Origin of the sequence: Catenulispora sp. GAS73, from assembly GCF_041262085.1 — a bacterium.
GTDB lineage: Bacteria > Actinomycetota > Actinomycetes > Streptomycetales > Catenulisporaceae > Catenulispora.
This window is the reverse complement of the sequence record NZ_JBGCCM010000005.1, coordinates 376,682-397,696: the sequence shown is the minus strand read 5'-3', so window position 1 is coordinate 397,696 and position 21,015 is coordinate 376,682. Positions and strand designations below refer to the sequence as shown.

Sequence of the window (21,015 nt, the reverse complement as noted above, 5' to 3'; positions counted from 1 at the left end):
CTTCGGATCAATGATCGGTTCGACCTGTCGACCGCGGAGGGTCATGAACATCGGAGAGATAGCGCGCCGCTCGGGGGTGGCGCGCAGCACGGTGTCGTACGCGCTCAGCGGTAAGCGGCCGGTCTCGGAGGAGACCCGGGCGCGCATCCAGGCGGTCATCGACGAGCTCGACTACCGCCCCAGTGCCACGGCCCGTGCGCTGAAAGAGGGCCGGACCCGGACGGTGGGCCTGGTGATCCCGCCGGCCGGGGCGCGGCTGACGTCGATGCAGCTGGGCTTCGTCGCCAGCGTCGTGGAGGCCGCGGCGCTGGTGGATCTGGACGTGCTGCTCTCGCCGTCCGGCGGCGACCACGACGGCTCGTTCGAGCGCCTGGTCGGCGGTCGGCGGGTGGACGGCGTGATCCTGATGGAGATCCGGCTGGACGATCCGCGCGTCGACCGCCTCGCGCAGACCGAGATGCCGTTCGTGACCATCGGCCGCACCGCCGAACCGGAGGGGACGTGGTGGGTCGACGAGGACTACGCGAGCCTGGTCGGCGGGTGCGTCGACCACCTGGTCGACCTCGGCCACCGGCATCTCGCGCTGGTCAACCGGCCGGCCGGGATGGTGGCCGCCGGCTACGGCCCCGGGCGGCGGGCGCAGGAGGGGTTCGCCGCGGCGGTGGAACGGCGCGAGGTGAGCGGATCAGAGTTCTCCTGCGAGGACGACGTCGCCGGGGGCGAGCGCTGCGTGGCGGAGATCCTGGCCACGCGGCCCGCGACGACCGCGATCGTCACCGTCAACGAGGCGGCGCTGCCGGGGGTCCAGCGCGGGCTGGAGCGGGCGGGCCACGAGATCCCGAGGACGTTCTCCATCGCCGGGGTCGCGGCGGATCAGTGGGCTGAGGAGTTCCACCCGGCGCTGACCGCCGCCGACGTGCCGTCGATGGAGATGGGTGCCGTCGCGGTGGATCTGCTCACCGAGCGCATCGCCGACCCCGACGCCCCCGCCCGGCACCGCCTGTTCGTGCCGCCGATCTCACTGCGAGCCAGCACCGGGCCCGCCCCGCGGCCGTCGGCGCGGCCGGCGTTCTTACGGCCGACCGCGCCGAGCCGGGTCAGGGGAACAGGCGGGGATTGAACGTCAGCGCCGGGACCGCGTTGTCGGCGAGGGTGAGCGCCTGCGCGGGCCACCAGGCGCCGGCCGCCGGGTCGACCGTGCCGCCGTATTCGGGGTCGCCGGGCCCTGCGGTGCCGCGGGTGCAGCTGCCGTCGGACTCGCCGATGGTCTTGATGTAGAGGTAGGCGTCGACGAGCGGGACGCCGGTGGCGGCTGTGGGTTCGGCGCCGATGCCGCGCCCCGGCGGGTTGCACCAGACCTGCGGGTCGCCGGTGTACTTGCCCGGCGTCGGGGTCCAGGCGCCCTGGCCGTTGCGGCTGGTGTCCACGACGAAGTGGGTCAGCTGCGCGGCCGGGGGCGTGCCGACGTTCTGGGTGTACCAGGCGTCGGTCCAGTGCCAGGTGCTCGGGTCGGTCGGGGACACCGCGTCGCCGGGCTTGCCGTCGTTCGGCGCGGTCGAGGAGTAGTACTGGCTGGCGCAGTAGTCGGTGTGTCCGGCCGCCCACGCCGGGCCGTCGGTGGCGAACCACAGGCACTGGGAGACCCAGGTGCCGTAGTGGTCGGTCTGGTCGGTGGGCTGGTAGTTGGACACGTTCAGGAAGAAGCCCTGGGCCTGGCCGACACCGGCCTGGATCAGGCGGTGCGCCATGTCGCCGACGGAGTGCCACTGGCTGTTCCCGGCGTCGAGGTAGACGACCGTCTGCGGCTTGGCTTCGAGCGCGGTCACGGCGTAGTTGATGTCAGCGATGCGGCCGGCGGTCAGGGCCCCGGTCGGGTCGGTGGTGGCGCTGCAGTCCGAGGGCAGGTTCGCCAGCGCGTCGGGCTCGACGACCACCACGGCCCGGCTGGAGCCGACGCCTTGTGCGAACGCTGATATCCACTGCTGGTACGCGGCGTCGGACGCCGCGCCGCCGGAGGAGTACTGACTGCAGTCGCGCAGCGGGATGTCGTAGGCGACCAGCACCGGGACCGCGCGCTCGGCGGCGGCGGTCCGGACGGCGGCCCGGACCTGGCTGCGGACCTGGTCCGGGGTGCCGCCGGTGAACCAGGTCGCCTCCGGCCAGCTGGCCAGCTTCGCCATGGCCGCGGCGTCGGTGAAGTCGCCCTGGCGCAGGTCGGTGAGGGCCTGGCGCTCGGCCTCGTTGTCGGGCGTGACCGCGAAGCGGGTGTCCGGCGGCAGCGTGTGGCCGGTGCTCGCGGCTGACGCCCCCGCCGCGGCCGGGCCCAGGGCTGCGGCTGTTACGGTGAGACCTGCGGCGAGCAGGAGTTTCGCGGTTCTGGACAGCATGGTTCCTCACTGGTGGAAGGGTCGGTGTCCGCAATCTCCAGTGCGCTCGGGGCGGTGTCAACGCGTCATCGCGGTCTCTGGCGTTGCTCGCAGGTCTTGAGCACGCTGTTTCGCGGGCGGCGATGAAAGTTTCACAGGGGGCTGGGGCGAAATGGATGATTGGACCACCCCGGGGCTCACTCCGGAGGTCGCGAAGCGGATGGCGGATCAGGTGCCGTTGTCGCAGGCTGCTGATCGGATTCGCGCGCTGGCCGACAAGAATCCCGGGTCGGGTTTCGCCGCGGTCTCCTTGGACACGCCGAATCGGGCGATCATCGTCCGGTGGAAGGGTTCGGTCCCTGCGGATGTGGCGGCTGAGGTAGAGCGTGACAGGGCCCTGGGAATCACTGTGACTGTCGTGGAAGCGCGGTATTCCGTGAAGGAGTACCTGGCCGAGTCGAAGCGTTTGGCTGATGCGGTGATCGGCGTCAAGGCGGCCAACGGCGATGCGATCACGGCGATCGGTCCGAACAAGGACTTCTCCGGCCTGATCGCCAGGCTCGCCCCCGCCGCCGATGAGAAACAGGCGGTCCTCGCTCTGAGCCCTGAGGCGTTGACGGCGCGAGCACGCGCCGGATTCCCCGCCCTGACCTCAGACATGCCGATCACGGTGATCGTCGGCGGTCCCATGAACTGGTCTGTCGTCCTCCCCGGCTAGCGGAAGACATGGGATGTCTCTGTTACGCTGCCGCCCATGTCCCTGTCCGACAAAGCGATCACCCGCATCCGGGAGCTCATCGTGTCCGGCGAGCTGCCGCCCGGATCGCGGCTCCCTCCGGAGCAGCAGCTCGCCTCGGAGCTGGGCCTGTCCCGGAACCTGACGCGCGAGGCGGTCAAGGCGCTGGTGGTGGCGCGGGTGCTGGAGATCCGCCGCGGCGACGGGACGTACGTGACCAGCCTGGAGCCTGCGGTCCTGCTCGAAGGGCTCGGCGCGGCCTTCGAACTGCTGCAGGGCGACACCCAGCTGGAACTGGCCGAGGTGCGCAGGCTCTTCGAGCCGGTCGCCACCGGCGTGGCCGCCGCGCGGATCACCGCCGCGGAGCTCGGCGAGGTGGCGAACCAGCTGGAGGCGATGCGTGCGGCCAAGGACGATGTGGAACTGCTCAACCAGCACGACGCCGCGTTCCACCGTGCCGTGTTCGCCGCGACCGGCAACCAGACTCTGAGCTCGCTGCTGGAGGGCATCTCCAGCCGCACCGTGCAGGCCCGGGTCTGGCGCGGCATGGTCGACGGGGCCGTCGCAGACCGCACCATCGCCGAACACCAGGCCATCTACGACGCCCTCGCCGCCGGCGACGCGGCGCTGGCGCAGGCCGCGGCTCTCCTGCACATCAGCACCACGGAGACCTGGTTCCGGGCCCATCTCCTCGACCATCAGGTCGAGGACGAGGCGTGAGACTCGACGAACACCTCGTCGGGCAGGCCTGGAGCGCCGCATCGACGCGGTCGCCGAAGCGCGTCCGGTGGACGACCTGCTCGCTCTGCCGCATCAGCTCCCTGTCACAATCGATACCGTGCGCGCACTACCGGAGCTGATATTCGTGCGAAACCACCTGTCCAAGTCGCCATCGGCCGCGGCTGTGCCTGAGGTGTCGGCATGAGAGTCCGGCTCGCGTACGGCGAATCAGGCCTCGACATCGACGTGGATCCGGCGGTGACCACGGTCGTCGAGCCCGTCCACCACGAGGCGGCGGCCGACCAGACGGCTGTGCTGCTGGCCGCGCTGCGCGATCCGGTCGCCGGACCGCCGTTACGGGAGCGCGTGCATCGGGGCCAGACCGTCGCCATCTCCGCCTGCGACGGCACCCGGCCGCAGCCCCGCCACCTGATGATCCCCGCGATCCTCGCCGAACTGGACGGCGTGGTCCGGCTCGAAGACGTGGTGATCCTGGTGGCCACCGGCACCCACCGCGGCAACAGCGACGCCGAGCTGCGGCGGATGTTCGGCGACGAGGTCGTGGACAGCGTGCGGATCGTCAACCACGACGCCCGCGATCCGGGGCAGCTGGCCTGGATGGGCACCTTCGGCGCCGGCGTCCCGGTCTGGCTGAACCGCGAATGGGCCGAGGCGGACGTCCGGATCACCACCGGCTTCGTCGAGCCGCACTTCTTCGCCGGGTTCTCCGGCGGGCCGAAGCTGGTCGCGCCGGGGCTGGCCGCGTTGGAGACCGTGCTGGTCCTGCACGACGCCGCCCGCATCGGCGACCCGCGCGCCACCTGGGGCGTCGTCCACGGCAACCCGGTGCACGACGACGTGCGCGCCATCGCCGATGCCACCGGCGTCACCTTCGCCTTCGACGTGGTCCTCAACCGCGAGCAGGACATCGTCGCGGCCTTCGGCGGCGACCTGCCGGCGATGCACGCCGCGGCCACCGCGCTCGCGCGCCGGACCGCGATGCGGGCGGTCGAGGCGCCGTTCGACGTGGTGGTCACCACCAACTCCGGCTTCCCGCTGGACCAGAACCTCTACCAGGCTGTGAAGGGCATGTCCGCGGCATACCAGGTCGTGAAGCCCGGCGGGATGATCGTCTGCGCGGCCGAGTGCCGCGACGGCTTCCCCGACCACGGCTCCTACCGCGAGGTGCTGGCCTCGGCGGCGTCGCCGCGCGCGCTGCTCGACGCCATCAGCGCCCGGCCCGAGACGGTGCCCGACCAGTGGCAGGTGCAGATCCAGGCACGCATCCAGTCGGGGAGCCGCGTCGTCATGCACACATCCCATCTCAGCGACGCCGAGCTCGCGACGGCGCATCTGGAACAGACCGCTGATATATCCGCGACGGTCGCCGAAGCGCTGGCGCGCGCCGGGGCCGGAGCGCGGCTGTGTGTGCTGCCGGAGGGTCCCCAGACCATCCCCTACCTCGCGGACACGGCGTCGTGAGCGGGATCCTCGGCCCCGGATTCGCCGCGACGGCCGCCCACCGGCTCGCCCGCGTACTGGAGGACCGCCGGTGATCTGCTGGATCAACCCCTTCACCGGCCTGGCCGGCGACATGCTGCTCGCCGCCCTGCTCGACGCCGGCGCCCCGATCGAGCCGGTCCGAGCCGCCGTCGCGGCCACCGGGCTGACCGGGTGGGACCTGATCGCCGAGCGCGTCACCGATCACGGCCTGGCCGCCACGCGCGTCCACGTCCGTGTCACCGACCACGCCGCCGAACGCCGTGCCGCCGAACTCATCGCGCTGGCCTCGGCGGCGGTGCCGGAGCCGGTCGCGGCGCGCGCCGTCGCCGCGTTGCAGGCCATCGCAGAGGTCGAAGCGCGCATCCACGGCACCGACCCGGGCTCCGTGCACCTGCACGAGCTCGGCGGGCACGACACGATCGTGGACGTCGTCGGCGTCGCGGCCGCGATGCACGCGCTCGGCGTCGACGACGTCGTGTGTGCGCCGCTCCCGCTGGGCACGGGCCGCGTGCGGAGTGCGCACGGCCTGATCCCGGCTCCGGCTCCGGCGACGCTGGCTCTGCTCACCGGGGCCGCGGTCATCGGCACTGACATCCCCGGCGAGACCGTGACCCCGACCGCTGCGGCGCTGCTGCGCGCGCTCGACGCGCGCTTCGATCCGGTTCCGGCGATGACGGTGCGGGCCACCGGTTACGGCGCGGGCACGCGCTGCCTTGCCGACCGGCCGAACGTCGTCGGTGTGACGCTCGGCGAGCGGCGCGGTGGTGGTGGCGGCGACGGTGAGGCTGTGGCCGTTCTGGAGGCCAACCTGGACGACATGACCGGCGAGGTCCTCGGCCACGTCATCGCGCGCTCGCTGGAAGCCGGCGCGCTCGATGCGTGGGCGACTCCGGCGGTCATGAGGAAGGGCTGGCCCGGCCACGTCCTGCACCTGCTGGTCCGGCCGCAGGACTGCGACGCGCTGCAAGAGCTGCTGTTCGTCGAGACCGGTGCTCTCGGCCTCCGGCGCAGCACCGTCGATCACGTGGTGCTGCCGCGTGGTTTGGAGACCGTTCGCATCGGGAGTGCCGCATGACTGCCGCCGACACACTGCTCGACATCGTCGGCAGCTACGGCCGCCTCGCGGTCGCCTACTCCGGCGGCGCCGACTCAGCCCTCGTCCTCGCCGCCGCTGCGCGGGCGCTCGGGCCCGGCAAGGTCCTGGCGGTCACCGCGGTCTCGGAGAGCCTCGCGTCCGGGGAGCTCGACCCGGCGCGGGCGTTCGCCGCAGCGCAGGGCGTGGAGCACCTGACGCCCCGGACCCACGAGCTGCGCAGCGCCGGCTACCGCGCCAACGGCCGGGACCGCTGCTACTTCTGCAAGTCCGAGGTCTTGGACACCATCGTCGCCCTCGCCGCCGAGCACGGCTTCGACCAAGTCGCCACCGGCACCAACGCCGACGACGCCGCGGACCCGTTCCGCCCCGGCATCGCCGCCGGCCGCGAACGCGGAATCCGCACGCCGCTGCTGGAAGCCGGACTCACCAAGGCCGACGTCCGCGAGATCAGCCGAACCTGGTCCCTGCCCACCTGGGACAAACCCGCCACCCCCTGCCTGGCCAGCCGCATCCGCCACGGCATCGAGGTCACCCCGCACCGCCTGGCGCGCGTCGACCGCGCCGAGACAGCGCTGCGCGCCGTACTGGCACAGGCCCGGATCCCGGTCACCGACCTCCGGGTCCGCGACCTCGGCACATCGGCGCGCGTGGAGGTGCCCGCCGGCGACGTCGAGGCGGTCGCGGCGCTGGCCGGAGTGCGGGAGGCGGTCGAGGCCGCCGGATTCGAGGCCGGAGGGTTCGAGGTCAGCGCGTTCCGCTCGGGACGGCTCAACGATGGCTGAGGTCTTCGTCGTCACCGGCATCCAGGCATCGGGCAAGTCGACGCCTCGCGCAGGCCCTCGCCGAGCGCTTGGAGCACTCGGTGCACGTGCGCGGTGACGTGTTTCGCCGCATGGTGGTCAACGGCCGCGCGGAGATGGGCCCGGCCGATCCGCCGGCCGAGGCGGTCCGCCAGCTCCGGCTGCGCCACGCACTCGCCGCGTCGGTCGCCGACGAGTACGCCGACGCCGAGTTCACGGTGGTGCTCCAGGACATCATCCTCGGTACCCACCTGACCGACATGGTCGCCGCGATCCGCACCCGACCATGCCACGTAGTCGTCCTCGTACCGCGACCCGATGTGGTTCGAAGCCGCGACCAGGCGAGGCAGATAGCACAAGGGAAGGTCGCGTACCGGCCGGGCGAACTGGATATCGCGGCTCTGGACGACCAGCTCCGCCGACGTACGCCACACATCGGCCTGTGGCTCGACACCTCGGAGCGGACCGTGAACGCGACCGTGGCCGATATCCTCGCGCGGCGCTCCGAAGCAGCAGTCTGACCTACCATCGGATTGTTCGAAGCCGAAAACGGCTAGAGGACCAAGGCGGCTCGCGCCGCGCTTATCAGAAGGCTCCGGCATTCCGGCCTGATTCCGTCCGCTGGTCCAGAGGAGTGTGTCCGGGGGTCGGTAGTTGCGAGCGGAGTTCATATCTGCGTGTTGGGAATGCGGCACAGGGCGAAGCGGCGTTGTCAGGGGGCCGTTACGACCCGACTTGGATCGGCGGTCGGTGGCAAGCCGTCCAGGTCCCCCGGCACGGATCTTCCGTTGGCCTTGAGCCCGGCTGCCCAGGCCTGGCACTCCGCGATGCGGGCGCGCACCCACGGATCGGCGGCCAGGGCGTCCGGCAGCTTGGTCGAGTCCGTCAGGTACGCACCCGCCAACTGGGCGGCGGTGACATGCGCGCTCGTCAGATCGGCGCCGTCCAGATGGATTCCTGGCAGGGGCTCGTCGGTCGCCGACCGGAGGGTGAACGAGTATTGCGCCAGGGTGACACCGTTCAGGACGGCCCCATCCATGGCGGCGTAGGTCAGGTTCGAGTCCGTGAGGTCCGCGCCGGTGAGGTCCGCACGACGGAAGCTGACGCCGGTCAGGTTGACTCTGACCAGTCTCGCGCCGGTCAGAGTCGCACCGGTCAGATCCGCACGGGCGAAGTTCGAACGGAACGAGTCGACACCCGTCAGATCCGCGTCCGCCAGGCGCGCCCCATGCAGGTCGACACGGCTCAGCACAGCGTTCACCAGCACCGCCTCGTCCATGTAGGCCCCGCTCAGGTCGGCGAAGCGGAAGCGGGCACCGGCCAGCCGCGCCTGATGGAGATTGGCCTCGCTCAGGTCGATCTCTCCGAGGTCCGCACCGGTCAGGTCGGAGCCGCGCAGGTCCGCCTGCGCCAGATCAGGCCGACCAGTTCCACCGGCCCGGTCTGCCTTGCTGCGGATCGGGATTTCCAGTCCGGCCAGGTGGGTGCGACGCAGATCGATGGTGTGCGATTCCGAACTGCGCGGACGGCGGGACAGCACGGTTATCGCCGCGGACAGATCCTCAGCCGGCAATGCCTGCGCCTGGTTGGGAACAGGGCTGGTGCGGCGGGCGAATGCCGCCAGGACTTCGAGGATGGTGTGCTGGTCGCGAGGTGAATCGGCCATGAGCCGCTCCAGCGCGTAGATGCCACCCAGCCGTTCCTCCGGCTTGTCGCTGGCCAGCAGCCCGATCGCCTTGACGTAGCGGTCGGTCGCCTGGGCCTCGGTGGTGAGCCGGGCCGATTCGGAGTCACGCTGTCGCGTGGCTTCCAGAGTCCGCCGGTCGATGGTGTGCCGCCGGACCGTGTAGACCACCGCGACGCCGCCTCCGATTCCGGCCAGAATCTTCAGTACCGCGTCACGATCAGCGGCCAGTGCGGCGGTCTCGTCCTTGGGAGCCATGGCGCGCAGGCGTGCGCCATCCATCTCCCAGGGGAACCACGCATAGACGGCGACGAGCACGGCAGCGCATCCGAGAACGCCTACGACCGCGAAAGCTCCCCGATTTCTCCAACACCATTGCCAGCCTTTGCGCGATCCAACTTGAGCAGCCCCGATAAGACGCGAGAGGCGCTTCGAGGGGGTTGAGCCTTGAGCGCTTCTTGAAGAAGCCTTCCGGGACATGCAGACCATTGCAGCGCATTGGCACCGCGGGTGGGGCCTGTTCGAGAACCCTGACGGGTTTCCCCGCATTCTCAAACAGGTCCTAGGGTTCATCCATGAGTGACAAGCTGGTGTGGATCGACTGCGAGATGACCGGGCTCGACCTGGACAAGGACGCTCTGATCGAGGTGGCCGTCCTGGTCACCGATGCGGAGCTGAACGTCCTGGGGGACGGCGTCGACGTGGTCGTGGCGCCGCCGGCTGACGAGCTGCCGGGCCTGGTGGCCGGCATGGTCGAGGTGGTGCGGGAGATGCATACCGCGTCGGGGCTGCTGGGGGAGCTGGCCGGGGGGATTCCGATGGCCGAGGCGCAGGAGCGGGTGCTGGCCTACGTGCGCGAGCATGTGCACGACCCCGGCACGGCGCAGCTGGCGGGGAACTCGGTGGGCTTCGACCGGCGCTTCCTCGCCCGGGACATGCCAGAGCTCGAACAGTATCTGCACTACCGCATCGTGGACGTCACCTCGGTGGGGGAGCTGGCGCGCCGCTGGTATCCGCAGGTCCGCAACAACTCGCCGAAGCGGACCGGTAACCACCGCGCGCTCGGCGACATCCGCGACTCCATCGCCGAGCTGCGGTACTACCGCGACGCGATCTTTGTCGCTCCGGGGGAAGCTCCTACTTCGGGATCCTCGTTGGCGGTGTAGTCGAAGCGCTTCGAACTATTCTCGTCGAACACGTGGTTGCTGTTCGATGACTGATTCTTTACCGGTGCATCCTCTGTGAGTGTCTTGACTCGTCGATGTAACAGGCTGATTATTCGAAGCGCTTCGACTTTCATTCGCGCCATTCACCCGCACCACTTCCCGGACCGGAGGCTTCGCCATGGCAAAACTCCTCCCCACCATCAAGCGCCGGAGCGTGCTCGTCCTCACCGCGGTGCCCGCCGCGGTGGCGACCGTCGCGCTGGCGGCCGGCCCCGCGCAGGCGGCCACGTGGTCCTCCTCGGACAAGTTCGCGTCGTGGAACAACAACGGCTACACGCTCTACAACGACGTGTGGGGCGGCGGCGCCGGGCCGCAGACGATCTGGGCGAACTCCGCGAGCAACTGGGGCGTGTGGTCGAACCAGCCCAACACCGGCGGCATCAAGTCCTACCCCAACGTCAGCAAGTGGGTCGGTACGCCGATCAACTCGCTGCACTCGGTCACGTCCGGGTACTCCGTCTCCGTGCCGTCCTCCGGTGCCTTCGAGAGCGCGTACGACATCTGGGACTCGTCGAACGCGGACGAGATCATGGTGTGGCTGAACAAGACCGGCCCGATCGGCCCCATCGGCTCCTACGTCACCAACGTCTCGGTCGGCGGCTACAACTTCAACGTCTACAAGGGTTGGAACGGCTCCAACAACGTCTACTCCTTCCTCAACACCGGCTACTCCACCTCCGGCACGGTCGACATCCTCGCCGTCCTGAAGTGGCTGGAGAACTCCCAGCACTGGATCGGCAACGTCACCCTCGGCAACGTGCAATTCGGCTGGGAGATCACCTCTTCGAGCGGCGGGATGAACTTCCAGGTGAACAACTACTGGGTGTCAGCCTCCTGAAACCTCCCACTCAGCTGAGCGTCCACTGCTGATTGCTCTGTCCGTTGCAGGTCCACAGTTCCACTGGTGTTCCGGCGGTGGTGGCGGCGCCGGTGACGTCCAGGCAGAGTCCTGACTGCACTCCGGTGATGGTGCCGTTGGCGTTGATGGTCCATTGCTGGTTGGTTTGGCCGTTGCAGGACCAGATGATCGCCTTGGTGCCGTTGGTGGTGCCCTTGTTGTTGGCGTCCAGGCACATCTGGCCGGCTCCGGTGTAGACGGTCAGCTGGTTGGAGCTGTTGTGGGTGAAGACCTGGTTCGCGGCGCCGGTGCAAGCGTTGATGTCCAGCTGCGTGCCGCCGGTGGTGGAGCTGTTCGGGACGTCCAGGCACTTGCCGGCGCCGACGGCGTGCACCTCACCGGCGCCGCCCCCGCCGCCCCCGCCGCTCGTGCCGCCGGCGACCCGGAGCATGACGGTTCCGTGTCCGGGGACCGAGGCGCTGATCGCGCCGGTGGTCGTCGACGTCGCGCCGCTCCACAGGTCGGTCAGGGTGTAGCTGCTCGCGCCGGTCTTGCCGATCGCCGCGGCCGAGGTGGAGATGGTGGCGGTGCCGCTGTTCTCGTTGAACAGCGCGACGGAGACGTCGCCGTTGGCCAGCGGCTTGGCCAGCACGTCCAGACCGCCGGAGGAGGCGACCTCAGTGCCCTGCTTCCCGAGCGAATCCTGATCGACCGCGATCACGCGGGAGTTGGTGAGGATGCCGAGCGTCGTGGAGTTCGCGTTGGCGACGTTGGTCCCGGATATCAGGGGAGCGGCCATCTCCGACCAGAGGCTGAACTCGCTCTGGTCCTCGGTGGCGGACATGCCGTTGCCGATCTCCAGCATGTCCGGGTCGTTCCAGGCGCCGGGGCCGGCGTAGGCGGCCAAGCCCACGTTGCTGTGGAAGATCGACAGCATGCTGCCGAAGCTGGCGTTGATGTCGCCGGTGGTGCGCCAGGAGTTCCCGACGCCGGCGCCCCAGCTCCACGGGTTCTGGAAGCCCCAGTCGCACAGGCTGAACAGGATCGGCCGGCCGGTGGCGGCCAGCGCGTCGCGCATCGTGGTGTACCGGCTCTGGGCGCTGGGTCCGCCGTTGCTGGTCTGGTTGACGCCGTCGGAGTAGCAGTTGTCGTACTTCAGGTAGTCCACGCCCCAGGACGCGAACGAGCTCGCGTCGGTCTGCTCGTGGCCGAGGCTGCCCGGGAAACCGGCGCAGGTCATGGTGCCGGCGTCCTCGTAGATGCCCAGCTTCAGGCCCAGGGAGTGGACGTAGGCGGCGGTGCCGGAGATCCCGTCGGGGAACTTGGCGGGATCCGGGACGAGGTGCCCGGAGGAGTCGCGGTTGTGGGTGAGCCAGCAGTCGTCGATGTTGACGTACTGGTACCCGGCCGCCTGCATCCCGTCGTTGTGCATGGCCAGCGCCGTGGACTTGATCAGGGACTCGGACACGTTGCAGCCGTAGGCGTTCCAGTCGTTGAACCCCATCTGCGGCGTCAGCGCCAGATTGTTGTTCAGCGCCTGAGCCTGCGGGGCCGAGACGGAGAACACCATCAGCGGGCCGGCTGCCAAGCTCAGGGCTACGGCCAGGACGCCGCGCCACAGGCGTCGCGCCATGGTCGGGCGGTTGGTCGGAAACATCCAAGGCCTCCTTGATGTCGTCGTCATCGCAGAGGTGAAGCTGCCAAGAGCCCAGTCGGACCGCAAGGGCGGCGCCGGCGGTGCCCGGTGGGCTCGGCTGATGAACCAGGTCAGCTCGTTGCTACGGACGGGAGGCCGAGCGAAGAGTATGAAACATTCCAGGATTCCGCGCCGAGCCGGCGTCCGGCCCGTCGGTCAGGCGATCCAGCAGCACCGCCAACTCGGTGCCGGCCTCCGTCGGCAGCGGCACGTCCGCCTCCGCCCGGGCCAGGGCCGCGGCGAGCCGAGCGTGCAGTTCGCGGCCGCGGTCGGCGGCGTGGACCAGGACGCGGCGCCGATCCGCGGGGTCGGGATGCCGGTAGACCAGGTTGTCGGTGACGAGCCGGTCGACCAGCTTGGTGGCGGTCGGCGCGGGCAGCAGCGCGTGTTCGGCGAGCTCGGTCATGGTGTGGCCGTCTCCGTCGGCGAGCAGGTTGAGCACCCGCCACTGCTCGATCGAGCAGTCCTCGGCTTCGGCCCGCAGGACGGCCGCCTGGCGGCGGACCGCGTGGTGCTCGGCCACGCTCAGCAGGTGCACGAGGTCGCGCCGGGGTCCGGTGCCGGTCATCGGTTCGCCCTTCCTGGTCGGTTCGCGGTGTGCTGTGGGCTGGACGGACAGGCCCTGTGCCGGTCAGGATGGCAGCGCCCGAGGTTCAGCGTCGAACCGTGGCGCGCGCCGCGGTGCCCCAGCAGCTCCAGCCCCAGCCCCAGCCCCAGCCCCAACCCCAGCCGAAGCCCGGTCCGCCGCCGCACCCTCACCATTGTCCGCATCCTCGCATCCCCGTATCCGTCACCGAGGTGGTCGCTTGTCCCGCATATCGCGCGAGGAGCTGACCGTGGCGCTCGTGATCCCGCTGTCCGGACCCGCGGGCGTCTTCGGCCCGTCCTGCGAACTGTCCGCGCGGCTGGCGGTCAGCGAGCTCAACGACACCGGCGGCGTGCTCGGGCGGCGGCTCCGCCTGCTGCCGGTGGACGGCGGCGGTCCGCCGCAGCAGGTGGCGGCCGAGGTTGAGGCCCTGGTCGCCATCGGTGCTGTGGACGCGGTCGTGGGCTGGCACATCTCGGCCGTGCGGAAGGTGCTCGCGCCGCGCATCGCCGGTCGCGTGCCGTACGTCTACACCGCGCAGTACGAGGGCGGCGAGCGGACCCCCGGCGTCTTCGTGACCGGCGAGACCCCGGCGCGCCAGCTCCTTCCGGCGATGCGGCTGCTCGCCGGGTCGCACGGCGTCCGCCGCTGGTTCGTGGTCGGCAACGACTACGTGTGGCCACGTGCGACGGCGCGCGCCGCGCTGCGCTACGCGCGTGCCTGCGGAGGGAGCGTCTGCGGCCAGGAGTTCGTCGCGCTCGGCACCGAGGACTACAGCGGCGTGGTCCGCGCGATCGAGCGCAGCGCGGCGGACGGCGTCCTGATGCTGCTGATCGGCGCGGACGCGGTGCACTTCAACCGGGCCTACGCGGCCTACGGCCTGCATCAACGTGCCCTGCGACTGAGCACGCACATGGACGAGAACATGCTGATGGCCACCGGCGCCGAGGCCACCGAGAACCTGTGGGCGGCGGCCGGCTACTTCGAAACCCTCGCCACCGCGGAGAGCCTGGACTTCAGCGGTCGCTACGCGGCGCGCTTCGGCACGCAGGCTCCGGTGCTCAGCAGCCTGGGGGAGTCCTGCTACGAGGGCGTCCGGCTGCTGGCGGCCCTCGGTGCACGGGCCGACAGCCTGGACGTCCGCACCCTGCTTCGCGCGGGGCGGACTGCGGCGTACGAGGGCCCGCGCGGCACGGTCCGGCTGCACGGCAACCATGTGGAGCAACCCATCTATCTGGCGAGGGCCGACGCCTTCGACTTCGACATCGTCGCGCAACTCTAGACCGGCGCAGGGCCGGAATACCCCGTCGCAGAAATAATTTCTCTGTGAAGTAACACTGCGTAACACGGTCTCAACACCCGCGCACCAGGCTCAACCGGCATGACCGACACCCACACCGGCACCGACAGCCCGGCCGCCCCGTCCAGCACCGGGCAGGCCCAGCGCGCGTACCATCGCTGGGCCAAGAACGACACGTTGGAGGACTACTCGCTGCGCTACGCGCCCAAGTCCTTCCGCCGCTGGAGCCCCTACGTCGTCGCCACGACCGCGCTCGGCGGCATCGCCTACCTCGCGGACTTCGCCATCGGCGGCTCGATCGCCATCTCCTACGGGTTCACCAGCGCCGCCGTCGCGATCGGCATCGCCGCCTTCGTCATATTCGTCACCGGCATCCCGATCGCGTACTACTCGGCGAAGTACTCCGTCGACATGGACCTGCTCACCCGCGGCGCCGGCTTCGGCTACCTCGGCTCCACGCTGACCTCGATCATCTACGCCAGCTTCACCTTCATCTTCTTCGCCCTCGAAGGCTCGATCATGGCGCAGGCCTTCCAACTCGGCCTGCACATCCCGCTGGCCGTCAGCTATCTGATCGCCTCCCTGCTGGTCATCCCGCTGGTGATCTACGGCATGACCGCGCTGTCGAAGATGCAGGTGTGGACCCAGCCGATCTGGCTGATCCTGATGGTCGCGCCGTTCATCGCGATCGCGATCAAGGACCCGGGGCAGTTCGGCCGCTTCACGCACTTCGGCGGCGACTCGCCGACCGGCGCCGGGTTCAGCTTCCTCAGCGCCGGCGCGGGCGCCGGGGTCGCGCTTTCGCTCATCGCGCAGATCGGCGAGCAGGTCGACTACCTGCGCTTCATGCCGGACAAGACGGAGAAGAACAAGAAGCAGTGGTGGGGCGCGGTGCTCTCGGCCGGTCCGGGCTGGGTCGTCCTCGGCGCGCTCAAGCAGCTGGGCGGTGCGTTCCTGGCGTTCTACGTCACCGAGAAGATCGGCAAGTCCGTCGCCGACGAGCCGATCCAGCAGTACCTGCTGGGCCTGAAGACCTTCGCGGCGCCGGTCGCGCTGGGCCTGGCCACGTTCTTCGTGGTCCTGTCGCAGATCAAGATCAACTCGACCAACGCCTACTCCGGCTCGCTGTCCTGGTCCAACTTCTTCTCCCGCGTCCTGCACAAGCACCCCGGCCGCGTCGTATGGATCTTCCTGAACGTCGGCATCTCGCTGGCCCTGATGGAGTTCGGCGTCTTCGGGTTCCTGAACAACGTCCTCGGCTTCTACTCCAACGTCGCCATCGCCTGGATCGGCGCGGTCACCGCTGACCTGGTCATCAACAAGCCGCTCAAACTCAGCCCGTCCTACATCGAGTTCAAGCGTGCGCACCTGTACAACTTCAACCCGGTCGGCTTCGGCTCGATGCTCGTCGCCTCCGCGGTCTCGATCGTCGCGTACTTCAACGCCTTCGGCGCCTACGCCAAGGCCTTCTCCCCGCTGATAGCCCTGGGCATCGGCCTGGTCCTCCCGCCGATCCTGGCCTACGCGACGAAGGGCAAGTACTACATCGCCCGCGTGGACGACCTCGACGAGCCGCTGATCGTGGACGGCCAGTTGTCGGCCGTGGAGCTCACCTGCACAGTCTGCGCGGACGCCTTCGAACGGCCCGACATAGCCTCCTGTCCGTTCCATGACGGTCCGATCTGCTCGCTGTGCTGCAGCCTGGAGGCCGCGTGCCACGACGCGTGCAAGAAGGCGGTTTCCGGGCCGGTCGACCTGGGCATGCCGCTCACCGCGACCACGGCGTAATCGACGAAAGGCGCGCGCAATCATGCTTCTGTCCCCCCACGAGCAGGAACGCCTGCTCATCCACGTCGCCGCCGGCCTGGCCCGGGAACGGCGGGCCCGCGGGCTGCGGCTGAACTACCCGGAGGCGATCGCCGTCATCACCTCGTTCCTGCTCGAACGCGCCCGGGACGGCCACAGCGTCAGTGAGCTGATGGACGCCGGACGTCACGTGCTGACGCGCGAGGACGTTCTGGAGGGAGTGCCGGAGATGATCGACGACGTGCAGATCGAGGCGACCTTCCCGGACGGCACGAAGCTCGTCACCGTGCACCGGCCGATCGGATGAGGCCCGGCGTGGACGACACACAGCAACCGATCCCCGGACCGATCCCCGGCGAGGTCCGGCTCGCCACCGAGCCGATCGAACTCAACGCCGGCGCGCCGCGTACGACGCTCACCGTGCTTAACACCGGCGACCGGCCGGTCCAGGTCGGCTCGCACTACCACCTGGCCGAGGCCAACCCGGCCCTGGACTTCGACCGCGACGCCGCCTGGGGCCTGCGCCTGGACATCCCGGCGGGTACCGCCGTGCGGTTCGAGCCGGGACTGGCCCGCGAGGTCGCGCTGGTCCCGATCGCCGGGCGGCGGGTCGTGACCGGACTGCGCGGGATCAGCGGCGCGCGGCAGGAGGGCAGGCTCGATGGCTGAGATATCCCGCGAACGCTACGCGGCGCTGTACGGCCCGACCGTCGGCGACAGCGTCCGGCTCGCCGACACGAATCTGTTCATCGAGGTCGAGCAGGACCTGTGCGCGGCGGCCGGATACGGCGAGGAGGCCGTGTTCGGCGGCGGGAAGGTGATCCGCGAGTCCATGGGCATGGGCCACGTCACCCGCACCGCACGCGGCGACGTGCCCGGCAGCCCGGACACCGTGATCACCGGCGCCATCGTGCTCGACCACTGGGGCATCGTGAAGGCCGACGTCGGCATCCGCGACGGCCGGATCGTCGCGCTCGGCAAGGCCGGCAACCCCGACACCATGGACGGCGTGCATCCGGGGCTGGTGATCGGCCCGTCCACGGAGGTCATCGCCGGCAACGGCAAGATCCTCACCGCCGGCGGCATCGACGGGCACGTGCACTTCATCTGCCCGCAGTCCGTCACCGAGGCGCTGGCCTCCGGCGTCACGACCCTGATCGGCGGCGGCACGGGACCGGCCGAGGGCAGCAAGGCCACCACCGTCACGCCCGGCGCCTGGCATCTGGCCCGGATGTTCGAGGCCCTGGATCCGTGGCCGGTCAACTTCGCGCTGCTCGGCAAGGGGAACACGACCAACGAGGACGCGCTGTGGGAACAGCTGCGCGCCGGGGCGGCCGGATTCAAGATCCACGAGGACTGGGGCGCGACGCCCGCCGCGATCGACGTCTGCCTGCGGGTCGCCGACGCCTCCGGGGCCCAGGTGTCCATCCACACCGACACGCTCAACGAGGCCGGGTTCGTCGAGGGCACCGTCGCCGCGATCGCCGGGCGCACCATCGAGGCCTACCACGTCGAGGGCGCCGGCGGCGGGCACGCGCCGGACATCATCACCGTGGCCGGACTGCCGAACTTCCTCCCGGCCTCGACGAACCCGACCCGGCCGCACACCGTCAACACCATCGACGAGCACTTGGACATGCTGATGGTCTGCCACCACCTGTCCCCGGCGATCCCGGAGGACCTGGCCTTCGCCGAGTCGCGCATCCGGCCCACCACGATCGCGGCCGAGGACATCCTGCACGACCTCGGCGCGATCTCGATGATCGGCTCGGACTCCCAGGCCATGGGCCGGATCGGCGAGACCGTCATCCGCACCTGGCAGACCGCGCACGCGATGAAGGAACGGCGCGGCGCGCTGCCCGGCGACGGCGCGGCCGACAACCACCGGGCCCGCCGGTACGTCGCCAAGTACACGATCGGCCCGGCCGTCGCGCACGGCATGGACGCCGAGCTCGGATCCGTGGAACCGGGCAAGCTCGCCGACCTCGTGCTCTGGGACCCGCGCTTCTTCGCGGTCCGCCCGCACCTGGTGATCAAGGGCGGTGCGATCGCCTGGGCCGCGATGGGCGACGCCAACGCCTCCATCCCGACGCCGCAGCCGGTGCTGCCCCGGCCGATGTTCGGGGCGTACGGCGCCGCGGCTCCCGCGACCAGCGTCGCGTTCGTCGCACCGGCCGCGCTGGAGGACGGGCTCGCCGAGCGGCTCGGCGTGCGGCGCGAGCTGGTGGCGCAGAAGGATGTCCGAGGACTGACGAAGGCGGACCTGCCGGAGAACACCGCGCTGCCGCGGATCGAGGTCGAGCCGGACACCTTCACCGTGCGCATCGACGGCGAGGTCGTGGAGCCCGCGCCGGCCCGGACCCTGCCGCTGACCCAGCGGTACTTCCTGTTCTGAGGCCCGGGATCCGTGAACCTGACCTCGTTGCTCATGCTGACCGACAGCCGTCTGCCCGCGGGCACGCACGCGCACTCGGGCGGGCTGGAAGCCGCTGTCGCCGCCGGGCGGGTCGGAGATGCTGCCGACTTGTATGCGTTTCTGCTCGGCCGGCTCACCACCACCGGGCTGACCGGAGCCGCGTTCGCAGCCGCGGCGCTGGAAGCGGCGGCAGGCGAAACGGTGGCGGGCGAAACAGTGGCGAACGACGCGGCGAGCGGGCCGGACGGCGCGCTACTGGCAGAGCTCGACGCCGAGTACGAGGCGCGTACCCCTTCGCCGGCACAACGCCGCGCCTCGCGAAAGCTGGGCCGGCAGTTGCTGCGCGCGGTTCGGGCGGGCTGGCCGGGGCCGGCGCTCGCTGCGGCTTCCGCCGTGCATCCGGAGGGACCGCATCAGCCGATCGCTTTCGGTGCGGCGGGCGCGGCCGCCGGGCTCAGTGCGTATGACGTCGCCGTCGGCTCGGCGCTCGGTTCCGTCAGCGGCCCGGCGAACGCTGCCACGCGGCTGCTCGGCATCGACCCCGACGCGGTCACCGCGGTTCTCGCCGCGCTCGAACCCTTCATCCAGGACACCGCGGACAGTGCTGTGAAGGCGGCGCTCGGTCCGATCAGCGAGTTGCCGTCGTTCAGCGCACCCCGCCTGGACATCTCGGCAGAACATCACAGCACATGGGAGGTGCGTCTCTTTGCATCGTAAATATCCTGAGGAAGCCACGGGAACAGGCATGGCATTCGGCCGTAGCGATACCTGCTCGGACGGACCGTTGCGCGTGGGCATCGGGGGACCCGTCGGCTCGGGCAAGACCGCGCTGGTCGCGGCGCTGTGCCGCGCACTGCGGGACGAGTACGCCTTGGCCGTGGTGACCAACGACATCTACACGCGCGAAGACGCCGAGATCCTGTTGCGCCAAGGTGTTCTCGACCCCGAGCGGATCTCCGCTGTCGAGACCGGCTGCTGTCCGCACACCGCGATCCGCGACGACATCTCGGCCAACCTCGAAGCCGTCGAAGCGCTGGAGAGCCGGTTCGCGCCGCTGGATCTGGTGCTGGTCGAGAGCGGCGGCGACAACCTCACCGCGACCTTCAGCAAGGGCCTGATCGACCGGCAGATATTCGTGATCGACGTGGCCGGCGGAGACAAGGTGCCGCGCAAGGGTGGTCCCGGCATCATCTCTTCGGATCTGTTGGCGATCAACAAGACGGATCTGGCCGAGCTGGTCCATGCGGACTTGGACGTGATGCGCCGGGATGCCACGCGGCAGCGCACCGACGCGCACGGGACCGAGCGGCCGACCGTGTTCATGTCGTTGGCCGCCGACGCGCTGGCCGGGGACGTCGCGGCGTGGATCAGGGGGCTGATCGCCGAGCGCCGCGCCGCCGCGAAGGCCGCCGATGCGACGACTGCCGCCGCGGCGTCTGTCGCTGCGACGACCGCCGCCCCGACTCCGGTATGAAGGCGACAGCGCGCCTGGCGGCCGAGGCGCGGCCCGACGGCACGACCCGGCTGACCACCCTCGCCGGCCAGGCACCGCTGCTGTTGCGCCAGACCCTCGCGGACGGCGAGGCCCCCGGCGTCGCCCAGGTCTACCTCGTCGCCGGGGCGGCCGGGCCGGTCGGCGGCGATGAACTTCACCTCGGCGTGCACCTCGGCCCCGGTGCCAAGGTGCGGGTCCGCAGCGTCGCCGCCACGGTGGCCCTGCCGGGACTGCGGCCCGGCGAGTCGACGCTGAACATCAGCGTGTCCGTCGACAGCGGTGCCGAGCTCGTGTGGGACCCCGAGCCGTTCATCGCGGCGCGCGGCGCCAGGCACCGCACCACCGTGCGCGTCGAGCTGGCCGCCGACGCCCACCTGACCTGGCACGAACAGACGCTGCTCGGCCGCCACGCCGAGGAACCCGGCTCGGTGGCCACCCGGCTGTGCGTCCGCCGCGCCGGCCGCCCGCTCCTGGACCACACCGTGGCCCTGGGCCCGCAACACCCCGGCTCGCTCGGCCCCGCCGTCACCGGAGCCGACCGCGCCAGCTCCACCACGGTGATCGTCGACCCGGCCTGGGAGCTGGTACCGCCCGCCGACCGCCTCACGCTCGAACCCCGCGACGACGCGCACCGCGCCGTGGCGGTGTTCCCGCTCGACGGGCCGGCGGTCGTCATCAGTGCCCTGAGCGGCGACGGGCTGGGGCTGGAGCGGCTGCATCGGGGGTACGCGGTGGAGTCGGCCTGAA

General features: G+C 70.4%; 21 protein-coding genes. 17 read left to right on the top strand and 4 right to left on the bottom strand.

The genetic code is table 11. From position 1 onward, the window contains the following. Positions 1-43 precede the first annotated feature (43 nt). On the top strand, positions 44-1,120 hold the full coding sequence (locus tag ABH935_RS10345; RefSeq protein ID WP_370377597.1) for a LacI family DNA-binding transcriptional regulator: 1,077 nt from the start codon (positions 44-46) through the stop codon (positions 1,118-1,120). Here the strand turns inward: ABH935_RS10345 and ABH935_RS10340 are convergent. Then, positions 1,098-2,387, bottom strand: coding sequence for a glycoside hydrolase family 6 protein (locus tag ABH935_RS10340; RefSeq protein ID WP_370377596.1), 1,290 nt, complete (start codon positions 2,385-2,387; stop codon positions 1,098-1,100). The genes ABH935_RS10345 and ABH935_RS10340 overlap by 23 nt on opposite strands. 388 nt (positions 2,388-2,775) lie before the next feature. Here ABH935_RS10340 and ABH935_RS10335 point away from each other — a divergent pair, with 388 nt between their 5' ends. The 6 genes from ABH935_RS10335 to ABH935_RS10310 all read left to right on the top strand — a co-directional run bounded on the left by ABH935_RS10335 (position 2,776) and on the right by ABH935_RS10310 (position 7,742). Next, positions 2,776-3,084, top strand: coding sequence for a hypothetical protein (locus tag ABH935_RS10335; protein WP_370377595.1), 309 nt, complete (start codon positions 2,776-2,778; stop codon positions 3,082-3,084). 36 nt (positions 3,085-3,120) lie between these two features. Then, complete coding sequence (locus ABH935_RS10330; RefSeq protein ID WP_370377594.1) at positions 3,121-3,822, top strand: FadR/GntR family transcriptional regulator; 702 nt, start codon at positions 3,121-3,123, stop codon at positions 3,820-3,822. Between the two features lie 201 nt (positions 3,823-4,023). Next, positions 4,024-5,304: a nickel-dependent lactate racemase gene (gene larA, locus ABH935_RS10325; protein ID WP_370377593.1), complete on the top strand. Its 1,281-nt coding sequence runs from the start codon at positions 4,024-4,026 to the stop codon at positions 5,302-5,304. 70 nt (positions 5,305-5,374) lie between these two features. Continuing rightward, entirely contained in the window at positions 5,375-6,400 is a 1,026-nt protein-coding gene (larC, locus tag ABH935_RS10320; protein WP_370377592.1) for a nickel pincer cofactor biosynthesis protein LarC, read from the top strand. Continuing rightward, positions 6,397-7,203: an ATP-dependent sacrificial sulfur transferase LarE gene (gene larE / locus ABH935_RS10315; RefSeq protein ID WP_370377591.1), complete on the top strand. Its 807-nt coding sequence runs from the start codon at positions 6,397-6,399 to the stop codon at positions 7,201-7,203. The genes larC and larE overlap by 4 nt, the downstream gene beginning before the upstream one ends. Positions 7,204-7,283: 80 nt before the next feature. After that, positions 7,284-7,742, top strand: a complete 459-nt coding sequence (locus ABH935_RS10310; protein WP_370377590.1) for a phosphotransferase — start codon at positions 7,284-7,286, stop codon at positions 7,740-7,742. A gap of 191 nt (positions 7,743-7,933) precedes the next feature. Here the strand turns inward: ABH935_RS10310 and ABH935_RS10305 are convergent, their stop codons facing one another. Beyond that, the gene (locus ABH935_RS10305) at positions 7,934-9,223 is read right to left on the bottom strand and encodes a pentapeptide repeat-containing protein (protein WP_370377589.1); all 1,290 of its coding nucleotides are present in this window, start codon (positions 9,221-9,223) and stop codon (positions 7,934-7,936) included. Between the two features lie 257 nt (positions 9,224-9,480). On the opposite strand from ABH935_RS10305, the gene orn reads away from it, so the two are divergent. Both orn and ABH935_RS10295 read left to right on the top strand, forming a co-directional pair. Continuing rightward, positions 9,481-10,071, top strand: coding sequence for an oligoribonuclease (orn, locus tag ABH935_RS10300; protein ID WP_370377588.1), 591 nt, complete (start codon positions 9,481-9,483; stop codon positions 10,069-10,071). Between the two features lie 178 nt (positions 10,072-10,249). Beyond that, on the top strand, positions 10,250-10,969 hold the full coding sequence (locus ABH935_RS10295) for a hypothetical protein (protein ID WP_370377587.1): 720 nt from the start codon (positions 10,250-10,252) through the stop codon (positions 10,967-10,969). A 10-nt stretch (positions 10,970-10,979) separates the two neighbouring features. On the opposite strand, the gene ABH935_RS10290 is transcribed toward ABH935_RS10295, so the two are convergent. Further along, positions 10,980-12,626 carry a ricin-type beta-trefoil lectin domain protein gene (locus tag ABH935_RS10290; protein WP_370377586.1) on the bottom strand — a complete coding sequence of 549 codons (1,647 nt, stop codon included), beginning with the start codon at positions 12,624-12,626 and terminating at the stop codon, positions 10,980-10,982. A gap of 121 nt (positions 12,627-12,747) precedes the next feature. Beyond that, positions 12,748-13,233: a MarR family winged helix-turn-helix transcriptional regulator gene (locus ABH935_RS10285; RefSeq protein WP_370377585.1), complete on the bottom strand. Its 486-nt coding sequence runs from the start codon at positions 13,231-13,233 to the stop codon at positions 12,748-12,750. 238 nt (positions 13,234-13,471) lie between these two features. On the opposite strand from ABH935_RS10285, the gene ABH935_RS10280 reads away from it, so the two are divergent. From ABH935_RS10280 to ABH935_RS10245, 8 genes are all read left to right on the top strand, one after another. After that, positions 13,472-14,533 (top strand): substrate-binding domain-containing protein, encoded by a 1,062-nt coding sequence (locus tag ABH935_RS10280; protein WP_370377584.1) that lies wholly within the window; start codon positions 13,472-13,474, stop codon positions 14,531-14,533. Positions 14,534-14,632: 99 nt separating this feature from the next. After that, the gene (locus tag ABH935_RS10275) at positions 14,633-16,339 is read left to right on the top strand and encodes a cytosine permease (protein WP_370377583.1); all 1,707 of its coding nucleotides are present in this window, start codon (positions 14,633-14,635) and stop codon (positions 16,337-16,339) included. Between the two features lie 22 nt (positions 16,340-16,361). Next, positions 16,362-16,664 carry an urease subunit gamma gene (locus ABH935_RS10270; protein ID WP_370377582.1) on the top strand — a complete coding sequence of 101 codons (303 nt, stop codon included), beginning with the start codon at positions 16,362-16,364 and terminating at the stop codon, positions 16,662-16,664. Next, positions 16,661-17,026: an urease subunit beta gene (locus tag ABH935_RS10265; RefSeq protein ID WP_370377581.1), complete on the top strand. Its 366-nt coding sequence runs from the start codon at positions 16,661-16,663 to the stop codon at positions 17,024-17,026. Before ABH935_RS10270 ends, ABH935_RS10265 begins: the two co-directional genes overlap by 4 nt. Next, the gene (locus ABH935_RS10260; RefSeq protein ID WP_370377580.1) at positions 17,019-18,752 is read left to right on the top strand and encodes an urease subunit alpha; all 1,734 of its coding nucleotides are present in this window, start codon (positions 17,019-17,021) and stop codon (positions 18,750-18,752) included. The genes ABH935_RS10265 and ABH935_RS10260 overlap by 8 nt, the downstream gene beginning before the upstream one ends. A gap of 12 nt (positions 18,753-18,764) precedes the next feature. Further along, positions 18,765-19,490 (top strand): urease accessory protein UreF, encoded by a 726-nt coding sequence (locus tag ABH935_RS10255; RefSeq protein WP_370377579.1) that lies wholly within the window; start codon positions 18,765-18,767, stop codon positions 19,488-19,490. A gap of 28 nt (positions 19,491-19,518) precedes the next feature. Next, complete coding sequence (gene ureG / locus ABH935_RS10250) at positions 19,519-20,247, top strand: urease accessory protein UreG (RefSeq protein WP_370377578.1); 729 nt, start codon at positions 19,519-19,521, stop codon at positions 20,245-20,247. Next, a complete protein-coding gene (locus ABH935_RS10245; RefSeq protein ID WP_370377577.1) occupies positions 20,244-21,014 on the top strand; it encodes an urease accessory protein UreD in 771 nt (256 codons plus the stop codon). The genes ureG and ABH935_RS10245 overlap by 4 nt, the downstream gene beginning before the upstream one ends. Position 21,015: the final 1 nt, after the last annotated feature.

What these genes read in the sequence shown, in the direction of transcription:
- ABH935_RS10345 (WP_370377597.1), top strand. Translation starts at nt 44, where the DNA reads ATGAACATCGGAGAGATAGCGCGCCGCTCGGGGGTGGCGCGCAGCACG.
- ABH935_RS10340 (WP_370377596.1), bottom strand. Translation starts at nt 2,387, where the DNA reads ATGCTGTCCAGAACCGCGAAACTCCTGCTCGCCGCAGGTCTCACCGTA.
- ABH935_RS10330 (WP_370377594.1), top strand. Translation starts at nt 3,121, where the DNA reads ATGTCCCTGTCCGACAAAGCGATCACCCGCATCCGGGAGCTCATCGTG.
- larA (WP_370377593.1), top strand. Translation starts at nt 4,024, where the DNA reads ATGAGAGTCCGGCTCGCGTACGGCGAATCAGGCCTCGACATCGACGTG.
- larE (WP_370377591.1), top strand. Translation starts at nt 6,397, where the DNA reads ATGACTGCCGCCGACACACTGCTCGACATCGTCGGCAGCTACGGCCGC.
- orn (WP_370377588.1), top strand. Translation starts at nt 9,481, where the DNA reads ATGAGTGACAAGCTGGTGTGGATCGACTGCGAGATGACCGGGCTCGAC.
- ABH935_RS10295 (WP_370377587.1), top strand. Translation starts at nt 10,250, where the DNA reads ATGGCAAAACTCCTCCCCACCATCAAGCGCCGGAGCGTGCTCGTCCTC.
- ABH935_RS10290 (WP_370377586.1), bottom strand. Translation starts at nt 12,626, where the DNA reads ATGTTTCCGACCAACCGCCCGACCATGGCGCGACGCCTGTGGCGCGGC.
- ABH935_RS10285 (WP_370377585.1), bottom strand. Translation starts at nt 13,233, where the DNA reads ATGACCGGCACCGGACCCCGGCGCGACCTCGTGCACCTGCTGAGCGTG.
- ABH935_RS10275 (WP_370377583.1), top strand. Translation starts at nt 14,633, where the DNA reads ATGACCGACACCCACACCGGCACCGACAGCCCGGCCGCCCCGTCCAGC.
- ABH935_RS10270 (WP_370377582.1), top strand. Translation starts at nt 16,362, where the DNA reads ATGCTTCTGTCCCCCCACGAGCAGGAACGCCTGCTCATCCACGTCGCC.
- ABH935_RS10265 (WP_370377581.1), top strand. Translation starts at nt 16,661, where the DNA reads ATGAGGCCCGGCGTGGACGACACACAGCAACCGATCCCCGGACCGATC.
- ABH935_RS10260 (WP_370377580.1), top strand. Translation starts at nt 17,019, where the DNA reads ATGGCTGAGATATCCCGCGAACGCTACGCGGCGCTGTACGGCCCGACC.
- ureG (WP_370377578.1), top strand. Translation starts at nt 19,519, where the DNA reads ATGGCATTCGGCCGTAGCGATACCTGCTCGGACGGACCGTTGCGCGTG.
- ABH935_RS10245 (WP_370377577.1), top strand. Translation starts at nt 20,244, where the DNA reads ATGAAGGCGACAGCGCGCCTGGCGGCCGAGGCGCGGCCCGACGGCACG.